This window comes from Phormidium sp. CCY1219 (genome assembly GCF_035615515.1).
Lineage (GTDB): Bacteria > Cyanobacteriota > Cyanobacteriia > Cyanobacteriales > Laspinemataceae > CCY1219.
In genome coordinates, this window is sequence record NZ_JAJENT010000434.1 from 21292 (window position 1) to 39069 (window position 17778).

12 protein-coding genes are annotated in these 17778 nt (G+C 50.0%); 5 read left to right on the forward strand and 7 right to left on the reverse strand.

Features of this window, described 5'->3' with window-relative positions; genetic code table 11:
• Positions 1-45 precede the first annotated feature (45 nt).
• Positions 46-258 (reverse strand): hypothetical protein, encoded by a 213-nt coding sequence (locus LKK83_RS10095; RefSeq protein WP_324630966.1) that lies wholly within the window; start codon positions 256-258, stop codon positions 46-48.
• A 1860-nt stretch (positions 259-2118) separates the two neighbouring features.
• Entirely contained in the window at positions 2119-2316 is a 198-nt protein-coding gene (locus LKK83_RS10100) for a hypothetical protein (RefSeq protein WP_324630967.1), read from the reverse strand.
• An 84-nt stretch (positions 2317-2400) separates the two neighbouring features.
• Here LKK83_RS10100 and LKK83_RS10105 point away from each other — a divergent pair, with 84 nt between their 5' ends.
• Both LKK83_RS10105 and LKK83_RS10110 read left to right on the forward strand, forming a co-directional pair.
• Positions 2401-2769: a DUF4258 domain-containing protein gene (locus tag LKK83_RS10105; RefSeq protein WP_324630968.1), complete on the forward strand. Its 369-nt coding sequence runs from the start codon at positions 2401-2403 to the stop codon at positions 2767-2769.
• A 29-nt stretch (positions 2770-2798) separates the two neighbouring features.
• Positions 2799-2954, forward strand: coding sequence for a hypothetical protein (locus tag LKK83_RS10110; protein WP_324630969.1), 156 nt, complete (start codon positions 2799-2801; stop codon positions 2952-2954).
• A gap of 39 nt (positions 2955-2993) precedes the next feature.
• On the opposite strand, the gene LKK83_RS10115 is transcribed toward LKK83_RS10110, so the two are convergent.
• Entirely contained in the window at positions 2994-3638 is a 645-nt protein-coding gene (locus LKK83_RS10115) for an HAD-IB family phosphatase (protein WP_324630970.1), read from the reverse strand.
• Positions 3639-4172: 534 nt separating this feature from the next.
• Between LKK83_RS10115 and LKK83_RS10120 the strand changes: the two genes are divergently transcribed.
• Entirely contained in the window at positions 4173-6350 is a 2178-nt protein-coding gene (locus LKK83_RS10120; protein WP_324630971.1) for an adenylate/guanylate cyclase domain-containing protein, read from the forward strand.
• Positions 6351-6524: 174 nt separating this feature from the next.
• Here the strand turns inward: LKK83_RS10120 and LKK83_RS10125 are convergent, their stop codons facing one another.
• Complete coding sequence (locus LKK83_RS10125; RefSeq protein WP_324630972.1) at positions 6525-7238, reverse strand: glutamine amidotransferase-related protein; 714 nt, start codon at positions 7236-7238, stop codon at positions 6525-6527.
• A 384-nt stretch (positions 7239-7622) separates the two neighbouring features.
• Here LKK83_RS10125 and LKK83_RS10130 point away from each other — a divergent pair, with 384 nt between their 5' ends.
• Complete coding sequence (locus LKK83_RS10130) at positions 7623-8414, forward strand: class I SAM-dependent methyltransferase (protein ID WP_324630973.1); 792 nt, start codon at positions 7623-7625, stop codon at positions 8412-8414.
• Positions 8415-8751: 337 nt separating this feature from the next.
• The gene (locus LKK83_RS10135) at positions 8752-13038 is read left to right on the forward strand and encodes a PAS domain-containing protein (protein ID WP_324630974.1); all 4287 of its coding nucleotides are present in this window, start codon (positions 8752-8754) and stop codon (positions 13036-13038) included.
• A gap of 187 nt (positions 13039-13225) precedes the next feature.
• Here the strand turns inward: LKK83_RS10135 and LKK83_RS10140 are convergent, their stop codons facing one another.
• From LKK83_RS10140 to LKK83_RS10150, 3 genes are all read right to left on the reverse strand, one after another.
• On the reverse strand, positions 13226-14542 hold the full coding sequence (locus LKK83_RS10140) for an adenylate/guanylate cyclase domain-containing protein (RefSeq protein ID WP_324630975.1): 1317 nt from the start codon (positions 14540-14542) through the stop codon (positions 13226-13228).
• Between the two features lie 112 nt (positions 14543-14654).
• A complete protein-coding gene (locus LKK83_RS10145; protein ID WP_324630976.1) occupies positions 14655-14789 on the reverse strand; it encodes a hypothetical protein in 135 nt (44 codons plus the stop codon).
• 367 nt (positions 14790-15156) lie between these two features.
• Positions 15157-17448, reverse strand: coding sequence for a CHAT domain-containing protein (locus LKK83_RS10150; RefSeq protein WP_324630977.1), 2292 nt, complete (start codon positions 17446-17448; stop codon positions 15157-15159).
• Positions 17449-17778 lie beyond the last annotated feature (330 nt).

Here is a 17778-nt window from a genome sequence, read left to right on the forward strand (position 1 = left end):
TATGGGCGATCGCTTTTCCCCGGGGGCTGGCTTGAGGGCTTCTCCTTAACTGCGCGATCGCTCAATACTGTGAAGGTCCTTCCCGGTTCCCGGGAGGGGCTTTTTTTTGGGTTGGTTGTTTCGGGTTGGCGATTGGCGATTGGTTGAGGCGGGTTGGCTGCGATCGCGCTCCTCGGAGGGGCGGCGAGTTGGGAGGTTGCGATCGCGGTGGGGGTTGGTGCGAGGGGGAGGCGCGATCGCCAATTGTTTGAATGTCACAGTTTGCCAAACCCTGCGAGCGAATTAAACCGCACCTTGGGGAGTGAGTTGCTGATGGACGCTTGAGGAAGTGACGCCTAACCGCACAGTTTTCTTTGAATCTATCGAAGAATTGTGGATATCGGTTCGGAGTTCTAATAACGGAGTCAATCATCATGCGCGTCTATACTTCTGTTCTTCTGTCTGCTCTTTTGTGTGCGTGTTTTGCCACCACGGGTCAAGCTTTCACAATTCGCGATCGCGCCGGGTTCGAGTCTGTTGATTCTGATTCGTTACTCGTGAGCGCAAATAACTCGGAATGCGGCATTCACGACGGACGTCGTTGCGAATCCTCTTGAGTATAAGGTGGCCAAGCGGCAAGCCTGTAGAACGATGTTGCAGGTTGTCATACCCCAAACACAGGGGGGTAACTTTTCTCCGGTATTGGGAGCGAGAGAAAGCGAGCGATATCATTCTCGGTAGCGGGCGAGAATTTTAAAAGGCGTTCTAGCTTTTGGCTGGCCTCACTTAATGAGTCTGTGAAATTAGCAATCCTTTGTTTTGTCAATCGAAACTATAGTATATTCTTGGTCGTGGCCAACAGATAATCGGCAAGAGTCTGCAAGCCATTCAGATGCGAATCCCCCCTGCCCCTTGAAAAGAGAGGCAGGGGGCATCGTAACTGTTCGATCGGGAAAATGCTGGGGTTAATGTGAGAAAATCGAGGGAATTGGCAATTTGTTAGAGCTTCATAAAATTGGTTTGATTCTCTCTCTTGGGTCGATCGCGTGCTTTGTATTGGGATTCGATCGCAGGCGATATGAACCCTTCTTTTTAAAGAAAAATATGACCGATACCAATGACCCCAAAGTTAGGGAAATAAAGGTTCGATCGCAGTAGCAATCTAACCGGTTAGGTTAGTCACTGTGGGGGTACCCAGTAGCCAGTAGCAGGGTGGCGATGCGTTACAAATCAGGGTTAATTCATCAATTGAGTGATGCCAAGAAAAAGGCGATCGAACAATTAACAGAAAGGTTAACAATGCGGTGCAGTACAGACACAGGAGTGGTGGATTTGGGGGAAATGGGGAAATGACACAGGCGCGTCAGCAAAAGTCCATTCATGCGCCCCGAGAGAGTGTCTTTAAAACACCCAGTTATCCGAGAAATTTACCCCTTTTAGGTGATTTCGATAAAATGCTTACCTGGAGGTGGAAAAGAGGGAAATCCCCAGAGGGTGTGATGTGGCTTCCACTCCCCTTCCCGCGATCGCCATCACTGACTGAGGTGGAGATGGGGGAATTGGGGGATGGGAAGAGAATTCCCTGGGATGGAGGAAAAAGGATCCCGCCGGGGTGATGTTTTTATTTTTGGACTATCCTGAGAATTTTTAGAATTTTTTAATGTCGATCGCCGAGACAGAAGAAAATCCCCGGGGATGGAAAGGGCGATCGCCTCGCAGGCGGGTTTATGCGATCGGTCTGTGAACGCAAAATTTAACCCAAAACCTGCTTCTAGGTGAGCGTTTCATAAAAATCACGACTCTTTTCAAATATCCGTGCGTCTGTAGGATCGGACAACTTTATTCGATGAGGCAAACTCAGGGTACTCTCGCGCGAGGGTTTCGTTGCTGCTGCAGTGCTCTATGACGCCTGAAAAACCGTCACTTTTCAGGGAGTGGCGTATTTTTGCCTTGCCTACGATAGTATCACAACCCACAGGGGGCAATCCCGAGATGTTTTTGCTTGATTCGCGCGGTTTGTCAATTTTAAGACAGTTTACCAGCAATCTTGTGTAGTAAATAACACTCAGCATTTTTTAAGAAATGCAACGAAATTTCTCAGGGGTAGGGATTGCTGAGTCCTTTAGGGGAATTCTGAGGTTATAGAGAATTTTCCGGATAAGCTGAGGGCTGTTTTATCCCCAGCAAGGGGACATCTACTACGCTTTTGCGGAAGCGCGTGCAGCCTAAACACAGGGTGGTGAGGCAAGTTGAGACTCCTCGGTCTGAGTCTGCTTTTCCCAATCCCTCAAGGCTGTTGCCGAATTCGGCTTCGGATTTGCTCTTGGATTCTAACACTTTACTCGATTTGATTGACTTACATGAAATCAAACTTCTTTCTCAAAACCATACACATCTATCACCAACTAGGAGGCGTTATCGATGGATTCCAACAAAAAAATCGCCCAATTGCTCGAACAAGATGCTAACAAAAGCCGCGTGGGTATTCTGATGGCGGTGCATCGCCGAAAAGATATCAATCATTTAGAACGCAGACAACAGCAACGCGCCATCAGTAATGCGATGATAAAGGTAGCGTTAATGTATGGAGAAAAATCATTTAGTAGAGGAGCAATGGTTTTTACTCTCAACGATCGCAGTTTGGAAAAAAGTCCTTATGCAAAATTTGTGGACGTTCTCCGGGGTCTGAGAGTTGTTTGTTTGGCCGGTCCTCCAAATCCAAAAATTCTCACTGCCTATTGGCACCATCAAACGAAACGAAGAGTCTCTAAATCTAGAAGTTACAATTGAATCATACTGGGATAAGTCAAGCGTGACGAGTGAAGCAATTATCAGTTTCCTTCGTCACGCTTGCTGTTTTAATCGGTTTCCTGGAAACCACCTTAAGTGGCAATAATATTTCTATAACAAACCAGCCATACGGCAACATCGGAAAAATCCGCGCCAGTTCGGTTAACTTGACCAACGCCGAGTGAATCGAGGGATAAAAATGTAAGTTAAGGTTGCGGGGGTAGTTAATTCCAGCGTTCGGCGAGGCGATCGCGCACTTCAAAAAAGTCATTCCAGGGAATATAGGACTTTTGGCGTTCTGCGAGATATTCCGCAAGGCGATCGCGGGCAAACACCACCGATGCAGTCAGACCCATGTTTAAATCCGTCACCGAATCGCCAATCGCAACTTGTTCTGCTGCGGGATATTTCTCCATGACTCTTACCTTAGACACCAGTTCTGTATCCGCTTCAAAATCGGAATGTACCTGCAAATATTCCTTGCTCGTGTCTACATCAATGGCGTGAATGGCGAGTACCCGATCCACCAGTTCTCCGAGTACAGTTTCTACTATGACGCGCAACCCGCCAGACACAATGACCACCGGCACCTTTTGTGCTTCGAGAAACTCGAGAAAGGGGACAAAACCGGATCGTATGGGTTCCGATCGCATGAATTCGATGATTTCTGGGTATCGCCGGGAGGGAATGGATTCGAGGATTTGTCGCACTCCCTGGCGTAGGGAAAGGCGCAATGCGTAAATTTCTGGCAGTAACTCTCTGGTCATCTCTGGTGTAAATTTGCGGATCGTTTTGACGAAGGTATCTTCGGTAGTGATGGTGCCATCAAAGTCACAAAAGACGATGTTTCCGGGTTGAGAATAGTTCATTTTTCCCTAGAGTTGTAGTAAGAATGACGCGATCGCCGTAAGTTTATCGTCTGGGATTCTCGATCGCTCATCCAAGCTTCGGTGATTCGAGGCTGGGAGTAAAAGAGTCAGCTAGACAGAAATTACTTCGCCCGAGAGAGATCGCGCCTTGTCAATTGTAGGCATAATGGAAACTTCCTTAAGAATATCCCCAGGATTTTTTATGCCAATAATTTACACTCGCTATCGAGGCGGTTATCTGAAATTTTCCGCGAATGCCATGAGGTCAACCGCGTTGGGGGTGGAGTGGCGGGGAGCTGTAGGGCGATCGTGCCGGAAAGGGAATTGGGGGTAGGGTCAATCAGGGAATTTGTGGAAGCTGTCCCTGGATTTTACAATGGTGAAAGGATTCGATGCAGGCGGATCCGGGCTGAACGTGGCAAGGATTGGGGCGCGATCGCGAAAATCCCAAGTTGCCCTTGTCTCTTTTTTTGCTTTGCGCGTCTGCGGGTTTGAATCGATCGGATAGTATGGAAGGATTTGATTGAGTGGACTATGCCTAAACTTAAAATAACGATTCGAGTTAGCATTCTTGCACTGTTGACGCTGCTGGTTGTCTTGTCTTCCGGTATGGTGGGGGTAGTCTCCTACCTGGGCAGTCAACATTCCATTCGACTGTTAACGATTAATCTAATGCGGGAAATCTCGGATCGGGTAATTGAGAAAACCTTGACTTATTTAAAGGGGGCAGTTCGAGGGTCTCAGCTTAATGTTAGTCTCACCCAAAATGATTTAATTCAACCGGAAAATCGCGACGAGCTGGTTCAATATTTTTCGGGGTTAATGACAGCTAACGAGCAGTTTATTACCCTGACCTATGGCGAAACTTCGGGAGATTTTATCATGCTTAAGCGGATGCCGGATAACAGTTATAGCGTGAAAACGGTAAGCCGGGAGGGTGAGGAAGCGATTAGCACTTGGCAGCACGAGAATAAAGTATGGTCAACTATATATCCAGCCCAAGTGGTGGAACCAGCAGAAAAGGGGTTCGACCCGCGATCGCGCCCTTGGTACGAAAAGGCGATCGCGCAAGGAGAATTTATTTGGACGGACGTTTATATTTTTTACTCCGATCTCCAACCGGGCATCTCTAGCGCAGCACCGATTTACGATAGCGCGGGCAATCTGGAAGGGGTGATGGGAATTGATATTACGATTGCCGAATTGTCTTATTTTTTGGGGAGATTAACCATTGGTAAAGAGGGGAAAGCATTTATTTTTAACGACCGCGATCGCGCGATCGCTTTACCGATTCAACCGGACGAAGAAGTGGTGTCGCAACTGATGCAATCCCCCGACCCAGACATGGAAGGCAACGATCGGACAATCTTGGTAGAAAATGTTAGAGATCCGGCGATCGCGGCTTCGTTTCGGCAGTTCAAACAAACTGTCGCCACCATGCAAAACTCCCCGCTGCAACAGCAAGAGCCATTTTACTTCTCTTTTTATTTGGATGGCACAAAGTACCTGGCCATGTACGCACCGTTTCCGGCACAAACCGGTTTGGATTGGTTTATCGGCGCGATCGTGCCGGAAAAAGATTTTATGGCTCAAGTGCATCTGAATAATGCGATCGCCTTTGCCATGTCTTGCGGTTTGGTTGCTACAGCAGTAATTTTGGGGTTTTTATTCGCGCAAAAAATATCCCACCCTCTGGCACTGCTGGCGCGAGAAACTGATAAAATCAAGCAGTTTAAGTTAACTTCAGACAAAAAAGTAGAATCTTTTTTAATTGAAGTAGAAAATATGGGAGAAGCATTCTATAATATGACCAAGGGATTGCGCTCTTTTAAAAAATACGTGCCGGCTAGCTTGGTGCGAGAATTGATATCCCTGGATAAAGAAGCCTGTTTGGGAGGGGAAAAGCGGGAGTTAACGATTTATTTTTCCGACCTGGCAAATTTTACGGCGATCGCAGAAAATCTAGAACCGGAAAAATTGGTGGAAGGATTAGGCGAATATCTCAGCGAAATGAGCCATATCGTGTTTCGCTATAAAGGAACAGTGGATAAGTATATTGGCGATTCGATTATGGCATTTTGGGGGGCACCGACTCCCTTGGATAATCATGCGGTGCTTGCGTGTCATGCGGCGTTGGCGACTCAGCGAAGAATGGTTGAACTGGCGCTAGAGTGGGAAAAGTCGGGGAAAACAGTCTTTCACGATCGCATCGGGATTGCCACCGGCGATGTGATCGTGGGCAATATGGGTGCAGAAGAACGGCTCAATTATACGGCGATCGGCGATCCGGTAAATTTGGCCAGTCGATTAGAAGGGTTAAACAAGTATTACGGAACGAAAATTCTGATTAGCGAGTCTACCTATGAGCAAGCCCAAGATTATATCGAAGTTCGCTTGCTGGATTTTGTGGCGGTAAAAGGCAAAAGAAAACCGGTGGGCGTCTACGAATTAATCTCGGAAAAAGATAACCTCAGTTCCTACACAAAAATGTTTATACGTCTGTTTTCTGAAGGCGTAAAACTCTATCGAGAGCGACAGTGGAGCGAAGCATTAAAAGTGTTTGAGGAAACCCACCGCTTAGACCCCCAGGATAAAGCCTCGGAAATCTTTATGCATCGCTGTCAAGTGTACGAACAAAATCCGCCGAATGCCGAGTGGAAAGGAGTGTTTGTTTGGCGGGCGGTGCCCACCAGTAATTGGTATGAAAGTTGAGGGTAATTCCTCCTGGATTTTCATCCTAAATCCACTCAACTATTCTCCAATATGTTTTAAGTAAAAATCGTAGGGTAGGCAATGCCCACCGCACCACCACTGGGAAGAGACGGAGCCTCAGTTCAGGTTGACCGGACATGAGTCTGGTAACGAGTCAAAATGCTTTCTTACCCGTTATTTGCCGAACAGATTGGGATGAGTTGGGGCGAGCCAATTCTCGAGGAATTCTCGCAGCCAGAGTTCGGATTCTTTAGCATATAAACGATTATGGTGCAAGTGGCGATCGCGAGATTGCGCGCCGGGTAACGTTAACATATCAGCAGCAAGCCTTGTCCATTTTTTGACCATTTTGCGGGTAATTTCCGGATGAAATTGAACCGCGTAGGCGTTTTTTCCGTAGCGAAATGCTTGATTGGAAAAGGTTTTTCCTGTGGCCAGCAATTGTGCGCCAGCAGGGAGTTCAAATCCTTCGCGATGCCAGTGATAAACGTATTGAGGAAAGGGAAATTGATGTGCGATCGCCTCGGTTGGCGTGATGGGAAAATAACCGATTTCGGCGATACCTTCCGGATGGGGAGACACTTTTGCTCCGAGGACCTTGGCGAGTAATTGCGCGCCCAAACAAATGCCGAAAAATGGCTTTTCTGACTGGAGGGCGATGGGTATCCAGTGCAATTCTTGGCGGATAAAGGGTAAGGTTTCGCTATCGTTGGCGCTCATCGGACCGCCAAAGACGATCGCCGCCAAATGTCCGTCCATTTTGGGGGGGAGTTCGTCTCCTTCGGCGGGACAGCGGATATCGAGTTCGTAGCCTTTCTGCTGGAGAACTTCCCCCACCAGTCCCGGGGTTGATGTTGCTTGATGGAGGACAATCAGAATCGGTTTCATCGGTTCGCTCGGGCTTTTTTCTAGCTATTTGTTTACCTTTTTCAGTGTAGTTCAGTTTGAATTATTCCGGGGTATCGGTTGCTGCATTCCTCACTCCTGTAGTGGGCGCAGTTGGAGTGCGAATGAAACCTGCTATATTCCCTGGGAGGAAAGCAGGAGAATTGCGCCGATCGCCCCTCGGGGCGCAGTGGGTGGTATTTGAAGCCTAGGGCACAAAGAGAATAGGGGATTTGGGTTTTCGCGGATTGGCGCGGTAGGGGTTGAATTATGGTGTCACAGCTCTGGGAGATTTTCGAGAAATTTTACGACTTTATGGTTCCGGAAAGGCAGCTTATGCTATGGTAATTGAAAGTGTAAATGTAATCCCTAGGTTTTCTAAGTTCTATGACTTCTAATTCTTCCCAGGAATCTCCAGTGGCCAATTCTTCAAAAGAGGCGATCGCCGAAGCGAAAACCGAAATTTTCCCCGGGGAGGTGTTTGCTAATACTGCGGATTTCGACTCGGGAATTCGGCAGCTTTTGCCCCGATATGATGAAATTTTAGACAGCCTGGTGCGCTGTATCCCGGGAAACAGCAAACAGATATTAGAACTGGGTTGCGGTACGGGAGAGCTAAGCTTAAAGCTGCTGTCTCGCTATCGGGAAGCGGAGTTAGTTGCGGTGGATTATTCTTCGCGAATGCTAGAAGTCGCGCGGACAAAAATCGAAGCGGCGGGTTATGCACAGCGGGTGAAATGGATAGAGGCGGATTTTGGCAATTTAGCGAATTTACAGGTGAACATTGCGCCGAGTGCAGGGTTTAATGCCTGCGTTTCATCTTTGGCAATTCACCATTTGAGCGATCGCATGAAATTGAAGTTATTTGGGTGGATTTGTGACAATCTGGCGCAAGGCGGCTGTTTTTGGAATGCGGATCCGGTTTTACCGGAATCTCCTGCTTTAACCGAGGTTTACAAGACAGTGCGCGAGGAATGGGCGCAAGCTCAGGGAACGACATTAACCGAGGTGCGGGCGAAATTGGGTAAAAGTGTCAGCCAAGGGTATTCTTCCCAAGACCAATTAGCGAGTTTATCGGCTCATTTGGATATGCTGAAAACCGCAGGGTTCGAGGTTGCGGAGGTGCCTTGGAAATATTTTGGATTGGCGGTGTTTGGCGGGTTTGTATCGAAAGCATAAGTGGTCGGAAAAACAGCGATCGCGACTTAGGCGATCGCTGTTTTTCTTTGTGTAATTGTCGAGAGAGATTGGGGATTAAATATAAATGAACGCTTAGCAAACCATTGGCGAGAGGAGGGATAGCTAGGAGATAAACACCGGTTATTTTACCTGTAGGGTTTAAGATTAGTGTTGGGCACCGCCAGCGAATCTATCTAGAGGAATAGATTGGGGAAATTGCAGTTCAAAAAGCGGACACCCTTTCTTTTTGGAACTATTTATGCCACAATAGAGAGTGTTTTATCCAAAACTACCGAAAAGCGTTTCCCAAATTTTCCTCAAGTCAGCGAACAGATCGATGATAAACTTATCCCGTTCCTCTGTTTTCCGCTATAGTTTTGCCGGATTAGCCGTTTTCCTGACAATCTTTCTCAAGTTGCTGCTCTCGTCTGCGATCGGTGGCGAGTCGCCGTTTGGGTTGTTGGGGGGGGCGATCGCCGTCAGTACCTGGTATGGGGGTCTGGACGCCGGAATTCTGGCGACGGTTTTGGCGGCCCTGTGCGGCGATTATTTTGTTGTCGGTCCCGCCTATTCCCTTTTCGGGGGGTCGGGGTCGCAATGGTTGGCATTAGGGCTGTTTTTATTAGAAGCTGGGGCGATCGTCGGGGCGATCGCAGCGGTAAAATCCAGGAGGGTCGATCCCTTGCGCCAGGTGGCGGAAAACTACTCGCAAGCGCTGTGGATCGCCGATCGCCATCTGAGGGAAATTGTCTACGTCAGTCCGAAATACGAGCAACTCTGCGATCGCCCGGCACGGGGTTTTTACGATCGCCCGGATGCGTTTGTAGAGGCGATTCATCCGGAGGATCGCGATCGGGCGCTTTCCGCATTAGAACAGCTTCCGGATGGGGAGTATGAGACACAATATCGCCTGGTTCGCCCCGACGGATCGATTCGGTGGGTGCGGGTGCGGGTGGGAACCCTGGGCGATCGCGCCCCAAGTGAGAATTCGGTGGTGGGACTGGTGGAAGATATCTCCGAAACCAAACAGGGCGAAATCCAGTACCAACAAGCTAACGAACGCTTCCAAATTGCGGCCCAAGCTGTAAATTGCGTCATCTATGAATGGAATCTGGAGACGAACCAGGTGCAACGCAGTGAAAGTTTATACGAACTGTTAGGGTATCGTCCGGAAGAGGTGGAAGCTACCAAAGGCTGGTGGCGATCGCGCATTCATCCGGAGGATCTGATTCACACTTTCGACCAAATACAGGAGGCGATCGCCAATGACAGCCGCTTTGAGATAGAATATAGACTGCTGCATAAAAACCAGGGCTACCTGTACGTCTCCGACCGAGGGGCGATCGTCCGCAATGCTGCCGGAAAAGCAGTTCGCGTTATCGGCAGCACGTTAGATATCAGCAAAGACAAAGAAATCGAAGCCGAATTACAAACCCGAGAAAAACTGTTCCGCACTTCTGTGGAAAACCTGCTCGATTGTTTTGGTATTTATTCGGCGATTCGAGATTCCTCGGGCGAAATTATAGACTTCAAAATTGATTATGTAAATGCTGCCGCCTGCATCAATAACCGATTGACCCGAGAACAACAAATTGGGAAAAACCTCTGCGAAATCTTTCCCGCGCACCGGGACAATGGGTTATTTGAAGAGTACCGGAAAGTGGTGGAAACTGGAGAACCTTTGGTGAAAGAATCCCTCATTTATGAAGATAACTTCGGGAAAAATTATTTATCCCGAGCTTTCGATATTCGAGGGGTTCGCTTTGGAGATGGTTTTGTAGCCACCTGGCGCGATATTTCCGATCGCAAGCGCACTGAGGAAGAATTGTCTCGTCGGGAACGGGAATTCAAAGCATTGGTGGAACATTCACCGGATATTGTGGCGCGATTGGACCGAGAACTGCGCCACCTGTACGTGAGTCCGGCGATCGAACCCGTTACTGGGATAAAAGCGCAGGACTTTATCGGCAAAACCCATGCAGACTTAGGCTTTAGCACAGAAAAAACCGCTGAGTGGGAAGCGAATCTGCAAGAGATATTTGCCACCGGTTGCGAGCGCGTGCATGAATTTGATTTTAGCGGACCGGGTGGGGTGACAAATTATTTTCAATCCCGTCTGATTCCGGAATGTGCGGCGGATGGTTCCGTGGAATCGGTGCTGGCTGTGACGCGCGACGTGACGGATTTCAAGCGATCGCAAATTGCCTTACTCGAAAGTGAAGAACGCCTGCGGATGGCCCTGGAAGGGGCGAATTTAGGACTGTGGACTTACGAGATTTCTCGGGGAATCATGTTAGTTTCCGAGGAAAGCAAACGACTGTTCGGGTTAGAGGAAGAAACATCGGAACTTGAGTTAGAACGAGTCATGCAGTGCCTGCATCCAGACGATCGCGAGCGAGTACGGCGGGCGCTCGCTACTGCGATCGTGCAACAGCAGGATTACGATATCGAATATCGCATTATCTGGCCCGATAGCACTTGGCGCTGGATCGCCGCCAAAGGACGGGCGTATTACGATGAACGGGGTCGGGCAACTCACATGAGCGGCGTGCTTCTCGATATCACCGAGCGCAAACAGGCAGAGTTCGAACGCGATCGCTTGCTCAAACAACTGGAGTTCGAGCAGCAATTGTTAAAAGCAGTGCTACAACAGATGCCCGCCGGGGCGCTCGTTGCCGAGGCTCCTTCCGGGAAAATTATACTCTGCAATACCCAAGCGGAGAAAATCTGGCACGCTCCCATGCCCCAGTCGCAGAACGTAGAGGAGTATCAAGCGTATCTCGGGTTTCACCCGGACAATCGCCCCTACGAGCCGCAGGAATGGCCGATGGCGCGGGCGATCGAACGCGGAGAAATCGTCTCCGAGGAAGAAATCGAAATCCGGCGCGGGGATGGGGAAGCGCGAATCGTCTGCGTGAGTGCCAAACCGGTGCGAAATCTGGCCGGTCAAATCCTGGCCGGCGTTCTCACGTTCTACGACCTCACCGATCGCAAGCAAGCGGAACGGGAGCGGGAACGATTGCTGGCACAAGCGCAGCAAGCACGCGCCGCAGCAGAAGCCAGCGAGCAGAAATATCGGATTTTGGCAGAAGCGATTCCGCAGATGGTGTGGACCGCTAGACCCGATGGCTGGCTGGATTACTACAATCAACGCTGGTTTGATTATACGGGCTTGGGACGTAAGCAAAGCGAAGGGTGGGGATGGGAAACTGTGCTGCATCCGGAGGATTTGCATGAATGCGTGGCTCGCTGGCGCGAAGCGCTGGAAACCGGGGAAGCCTATGAAATCGAGTGTCGGATTCAGCGCGCCACGGAAGCAGCGTATCGCTGGCACTTAGCGCGGGCGCTGCCCTTGCGCGACCCCCAAGGGCAAATTGTTAAGTGGTTTGGTACCTTTACCGATATTCACGATCGCAAGCAGGTGGCGGCAGAACGGGCAAAAGTGCTGGAACGGGAACAAGCCGCCCGGGCACATGCAGAATCGGCAAGCCGCATGAAAGACGAGTTTTTGGCCATTGTGTCTCACGAGTTGCGAACTCCCCTGAATGCGATTTTGGGCTGGGCGCGGTTGCTCCGCAGTCGCAATTTCGACTCCGCGCGCACTCAGAAAGCGCTGGAAATTATCGAACGCAATGCTAAGGCACAAACCCAACTGATTGAAGATTTGTTGGATATTTCGCGTATCATTCGCGGCAAAGTGCGCCTGCATCGCCAAGCGATCGATTTACAAGTTCCTATCGAGGCGGCAATGGAGACGGTGCGCTCTAGCGCACAAGCCAAACAGATTCAACTGGAGTGCGAGTTGGACGCTGTGGGTGCGGTGTCTGGAGATAGCGGTCGCTTGCAGCAAATTATCTGGAACTTGCTCTCCAATGCGGTGAAGTTTACCCCAGATGGCGGCGGGGTGAAAGTGCGACTGCAGCAGGTGGACAGTATGGCGCAACTTCAAGTCATCGATACCGGGAAAGGCATACCTGCCGAGTTTCTCCCGTATGTGTTCGAGCGCTTCCGTCAGGCAGAAAGCAATACCACGCGATCGCATGGTGGCTTGGGCTTGGGTTTGGCGATCGTTCGCAACTTGGTAGAACTGCACCAGGGCACTATTCGCGCCGATAGTGAGGGCACGGGATGCGGTACCACGTTTATCCTCGAGTTTCCCTTGGTGAACGAACCGCGCGATCGCGCTGACGGGAACATCATCGCTACTTTTACTGACCCGGGGGATGGATCCGAGGCTCTATCCGGGATTAAGGTGCTAATCGTCGATGATGAACCCGATGCCCGGGATTTCCTGGTTGCCGCACTGGAAGAATATGGCGCACAAGTGACCGCCGCCTCCTCTACCCCGGAAGCGATCGCTCTGTTAGCGCAACTGCAACCTACGGTGCCGATCGGCGATATCGGAATGCCGGGAGAAGATGGTTATACCCTCATCCGGCGCGTGAGAGCGCTGTCCCCGCAGCAAGGTGGCGACATTCCCGCCGCCGCTCTCACTGCCTACGCCCGCGAAGAAGACCGCATCCGCGCGCTTTCCGCCGGCTATCAACTGCATGTGCCCAAACCCATCCAACCTCAGCAGTTGGTTTCCGTGGTGGCAAATTTGGCTCGGAAAGTGGGGGATTAAAGCGGGGAATTGAAATCGCGCCGAGTCACAGACTTTAGCGTGGGGCGACAGCGCTATAGTCCGCCTGCGCGGACTATTTCGTTCGGTTGTCTCGCTTATACCGCTCCAAAATTATGTATTATGCTGCCGGAATCATACATCAATGTGAAAGAAACACAGATGATTGAAATTCTTGAGTTTGATTGGCTTAATTCTCCACTTTTCTGCCCGTTAGTAAATAGGTTTTCATTTCTCCTTTTCCTTTAACTTTAACTAGCCCTCGTTCTTGAAATAAATACTCGTTTTTCAGTCGATTGTAGGTGTCTTCGGTGACTTGGATGGCCCCGGGGATGCCGTGGGATTCCATGCGACTGGCGAGGTTTACCGTGTCTCCCCACAGGTCGTAAATAAACTTTCTGATGCCGATTACTCCCGCCACCACCGGACCGGTGGCGATGCCGGTGCGGATGCTAAAATTTTGTTGCGTGTTGGCGTTGAAGCTGGCGATCGCTTGTTGCATATCTAAAGCCATATTCGCGATCGCTTGGACGTGGTCTTCCCGATCTTCTGGTAGTCCCGCTACCACCATATATGCATCGCCAATGGTTTTGATTTTTTCTAAATCATGCAAATCCGCCAAGCGATCGAACTCGGAAAAAATCTGATTGAGCAATTCCACTAATTCCGGCGGCGAGATGCGCGAAGAAAGTTCCGTAAACCCGACAATATCGGCAAACAACACGGTCACATCGGTAAAACTATCCGCCAGAGTTTTCGGTTCTGATTTCAACCGTTCCACAATCGATTGCGGCAAAATATTAAGCAACAAACTCTCGGAGAGTTTTTGTTCGGCTTCGAGTTTGTGGTAGGCTTCTTCTAAATTGCGACGGGCTTTAAATTCGGCTTTTTGTAAGCTTTCGTACAGATAAACCGACAAATCGCCGACAAAACAAACCCAGAAGAAATATAAGGCTAAAACTGCCGGACTCATCCAATCGGCGGGGGTGGACAATTGAACGCCCACGGCGGTATTGAGACCGAGATAGTAGGCAAAAACGCCGAGTTGGGAAATCAGGTGGAGAGACCAGCGAACCGGAATCAGGGTAGCTTGTCCGAAAAACATTAACGTCCAAACGAGAATATCGGGTTCGGCACTACCGGTTAAAGTGTAGGGAATTTGGGGGATAATGGTGACGGACCAGTAAAATCCCAGGAAAATGGCACTGGGGTAGCGACGACCAAAAGAACTGCGCTGTAGCAGCAAAAAGACCAGCAAACTGATTTCGATCGCCACCTGCGATCGCACCCAGTCGGGTCTAAACTCGTGGGTTTGAAACAGTAGGTTGCCCAGTTGCAAAAGGGTGGATGAGAAAAAGGCAACCAGGGCAATCCACAATCCCAAACGCAGGCGCTTTCGCATGAAGCGCGATCGCCACGCCTCATACTCCGCTTCGGTGGATTCGGTTTCCAAGTCCCTGTATTGAAACACCCTTCTCACCAGAGAGGGCAACTGGGTATTCTCCATAAATTCTTCCTGCATTGATTGATGCCACCCGCTTGACGTCGGTTTTTGCCCATATCACTTCCCTTAGTTTGCCTCAGAATCGTTACAATGCGGGTTTATAGGTGTAGTCTAGCTAACCATTTTGCCACTTCATCTTTCCCCTTTTACCCACCAGCGGCGAGATTCCCGGTTTTTGCCTTGATTTTTGAAGAATTGCTAAAATCGGCAATTTTCGCTTGCTTTTTTTGCCTTTTTGTGCATCGGCCAACCTTTCGGGACTCCACTGCGCCCCCCACCCCAACCCAGGGAACCGGTGACCCAGGGTAGGGGAAATGGCGAAAAAGGGGAAGATAAAACCCGGGCGATTGAAGGGGACTAATTTTTTTTACCTATTCGTCCCGAGTTGATATCATAAGCACTGATGCAAAATAATTTACAGGGTTTGGTTTCACTCGTTCCCACCAGGGGGGAATGCGCCACCCGATCTACCGCTTTATCATTTTTAAATAATTAAAATCCGAATCTCCCCTAGGGTTAAGGCATAGTCCTGTGCTGAAAAAATTGGCAGCGAGCTAAAATCACAAAAGCGGTAAATTTCAATCCGCCAGGTTGATGTAATATAACAATGTGATAGATTAATTTCCCACTGCTGAATGCATCGCCCCTGGGTTGCCGATGGAGACAAATGCCGCCCAATATTGTGGATGGAGAAAAGGCCGATCGCGGTCTGGTTTTTGGCGCAATTCGCACAATAATTGGGCACTGGGATAACTGACGCGCTCCACTGCCGCGATCGCCGCCTCGGTTAACCAGTGCTGGCGCAGTTCTGCCACTGTTATATATTTTAAGTGTGCCTGGGCTTCTTCTAGAGCCTTGGTGCGCGGCATTCCCCGGTCTAGCACATTTTGATAAAACCGCTTCATCAAAATCGCCGTAGGGACATCGGGAACTTTCCACAGACTCATCACCACAGTTTCCGCACCTGCCAGGATGAGCGATCGCCGCAAACCGAGAACCCCTTCCCCAATCGCCAAATCTCCCAACGCCGTATCGCAAGCGGACAACACCACCAACTGCGTCCCGGTCAAATCCAAGGTTAGCGCACCTTGTGCTGTGAGTAGGGCATCCTCAGCCTCCGCAGGCAACTCCCCCGCTTGCAATGCCGTATTCGCCCCGGCAAACGCCAACCCCGATCGCGTCATCGGATCCTGCAAGCCGGCGAAATCCATTGGCGATGGACTCATGGGAAATGAGGGCAGAGGGAGGCGAACATTTTCCAGAAAATAGCCGTGAGTGGCGATATGAACGATTTTCGGCGAGTGACACTGCGAGAGCAAAGACTTCACCGCCTGCGCCTCCGTATGTATCGGCACATCCAATAGCTGGGCAATGTTCTCTGCCTCAATTTTCGTCCCCGGCAGGGGTTTGAACCGATCGCCTTGCTTGTGGCGCTGTAATTCTTCCGAGAGCGATCGCATATCCCGACCCCCCGCCCCAGGGGTCTGGGTGGCGAAATTCTCACTCTGACCGGATGGGGGAGTTTCCCCAGTTTCCACCCGCAAATTATAATCCGGATTCGCGATCGCCAAAGGTGCGGTATGGTTCACCGGAATCGGGAAATTGAAACGCAGCAAATCCCGTCCCCCACTCAGGTAACGCAAAGCGTATTCTGCCATCAAATATGCCGTACCCTCTGCCGACAAAATCCCAAATGGCAGGGTTGCCAGTTCCCCATCCGGGGCGATATAAAGCGTCTGCTGCGGTTGTAGATATGGCTTGAGCGGGTGGATGAGTTTTCGATACAACGCTTGCCCTTCCGGTGTGGTGAAGGTTTCCGGTATGTGAGGCAATTGCCTTGTCCCCACCGGGGTTTCCTCCTCAATTTCCCCCAAGTCCAACGCGCGATCGCCCTCTCCCGAAACCGACTTGCGGAACCTCCGACACAGGCGATCGATATCCTCCGCCTCTCCTAAATCCACCATTTCCACCCCTTCCGCATCCCCCGCAGACAACACAAACGCCAGATACCGCGCCGGCAACCATTCTGCATCGCCATTCGCTTTCACTGCTTTGAAATTATATACCTGAAATCGCGCGAACTCCACCAGAGTTGAGCCTTCGGGGAGAATATCTGCAATGGCGTGGCGACTGGCATTGTTTAATTGCACTTGCAGGTTCATTTCCGGAATTTGGCGACTGAGCGATCGTTCGACTTCCTCTTGTTCCCGGGTCAACTGGGCCAATTGTTCCCGATACGCCGGCAACCCTTCCCATTGCGTCGGCACCTGCCAAGTATAATAGGCTCTTTGCTGAGTCAATTGCCGCAATTTCTCGAATTCTGGCTTGAGGTGAGGGTAACGTCCCCCATAAATCGAAGTTCGCAGCACAATCCCCGCTTCTGTCGCCAACCCCTTGCGCCGCAACACCAAATCCAACCCCGCCCGTTTCCCTGCTGCATCCTGCGGCAAGTATTGCGTGACGAGAGAGAGAAAAACGTACAAGTCACTTTGGTTTTGCTGCATATATTCCAGGCGTTGCCTGTCACTGCTAATGGATAAGATTTCGCCGATAATCCGGGTTTTGATTTGTGCGGCTTCCTGCATGAGTTGGAATGCTTCGTGAGGGCAATCGGTTGCCGCCATCAATCCCGCCAAATTGTTCAAACTGGTAGCATAGTGGGGATGATTCTCCCCCAACTGTACTTTGCGAATCTCTTTCGCTTGCAGGAAAAGCGGTTCGGCATCGGCATACCGCCCCATTTCGTCGTACAATAGCGCCAAATTGTTCAAACTGGCGGCATAGCGAAAAGGGCTAAACGAGAAGCGCTTTAATTGATGCAAGACTTCTTCGGGTGGGGTCTGTGCTAAATATGACTTCTGCCAATTTATCAAGTAAGAATGTATTTTTCGCTGCAGTTTTTTAAACACAAGCAAACCTCTAGTTATTCTGTAAGCTAATCTGTGGTTATCTCAAAATTCCACCGATTCCATTGTCTAATATTCCCAAACCCAACCCCGAACAGTCAAGCAATCTGCCGCCCGATCGCTGGGCGCAGTTCGAGGATGGGTTTAAACTCACGCCGGATCGGGGGGTAAACTAAGGAAATGACATGTTACATCGGTTGCATCACCCGGCGGGGACTTAAGTCCCCGCCTTATAGTTAAAGTCGGTTATAAACCGACTGAAAGCTTTACAGGACAAATATTTTAGTCGGTTTCAACCGACTTGAGCTGTTATACGGGGGATTTATCCCCCGT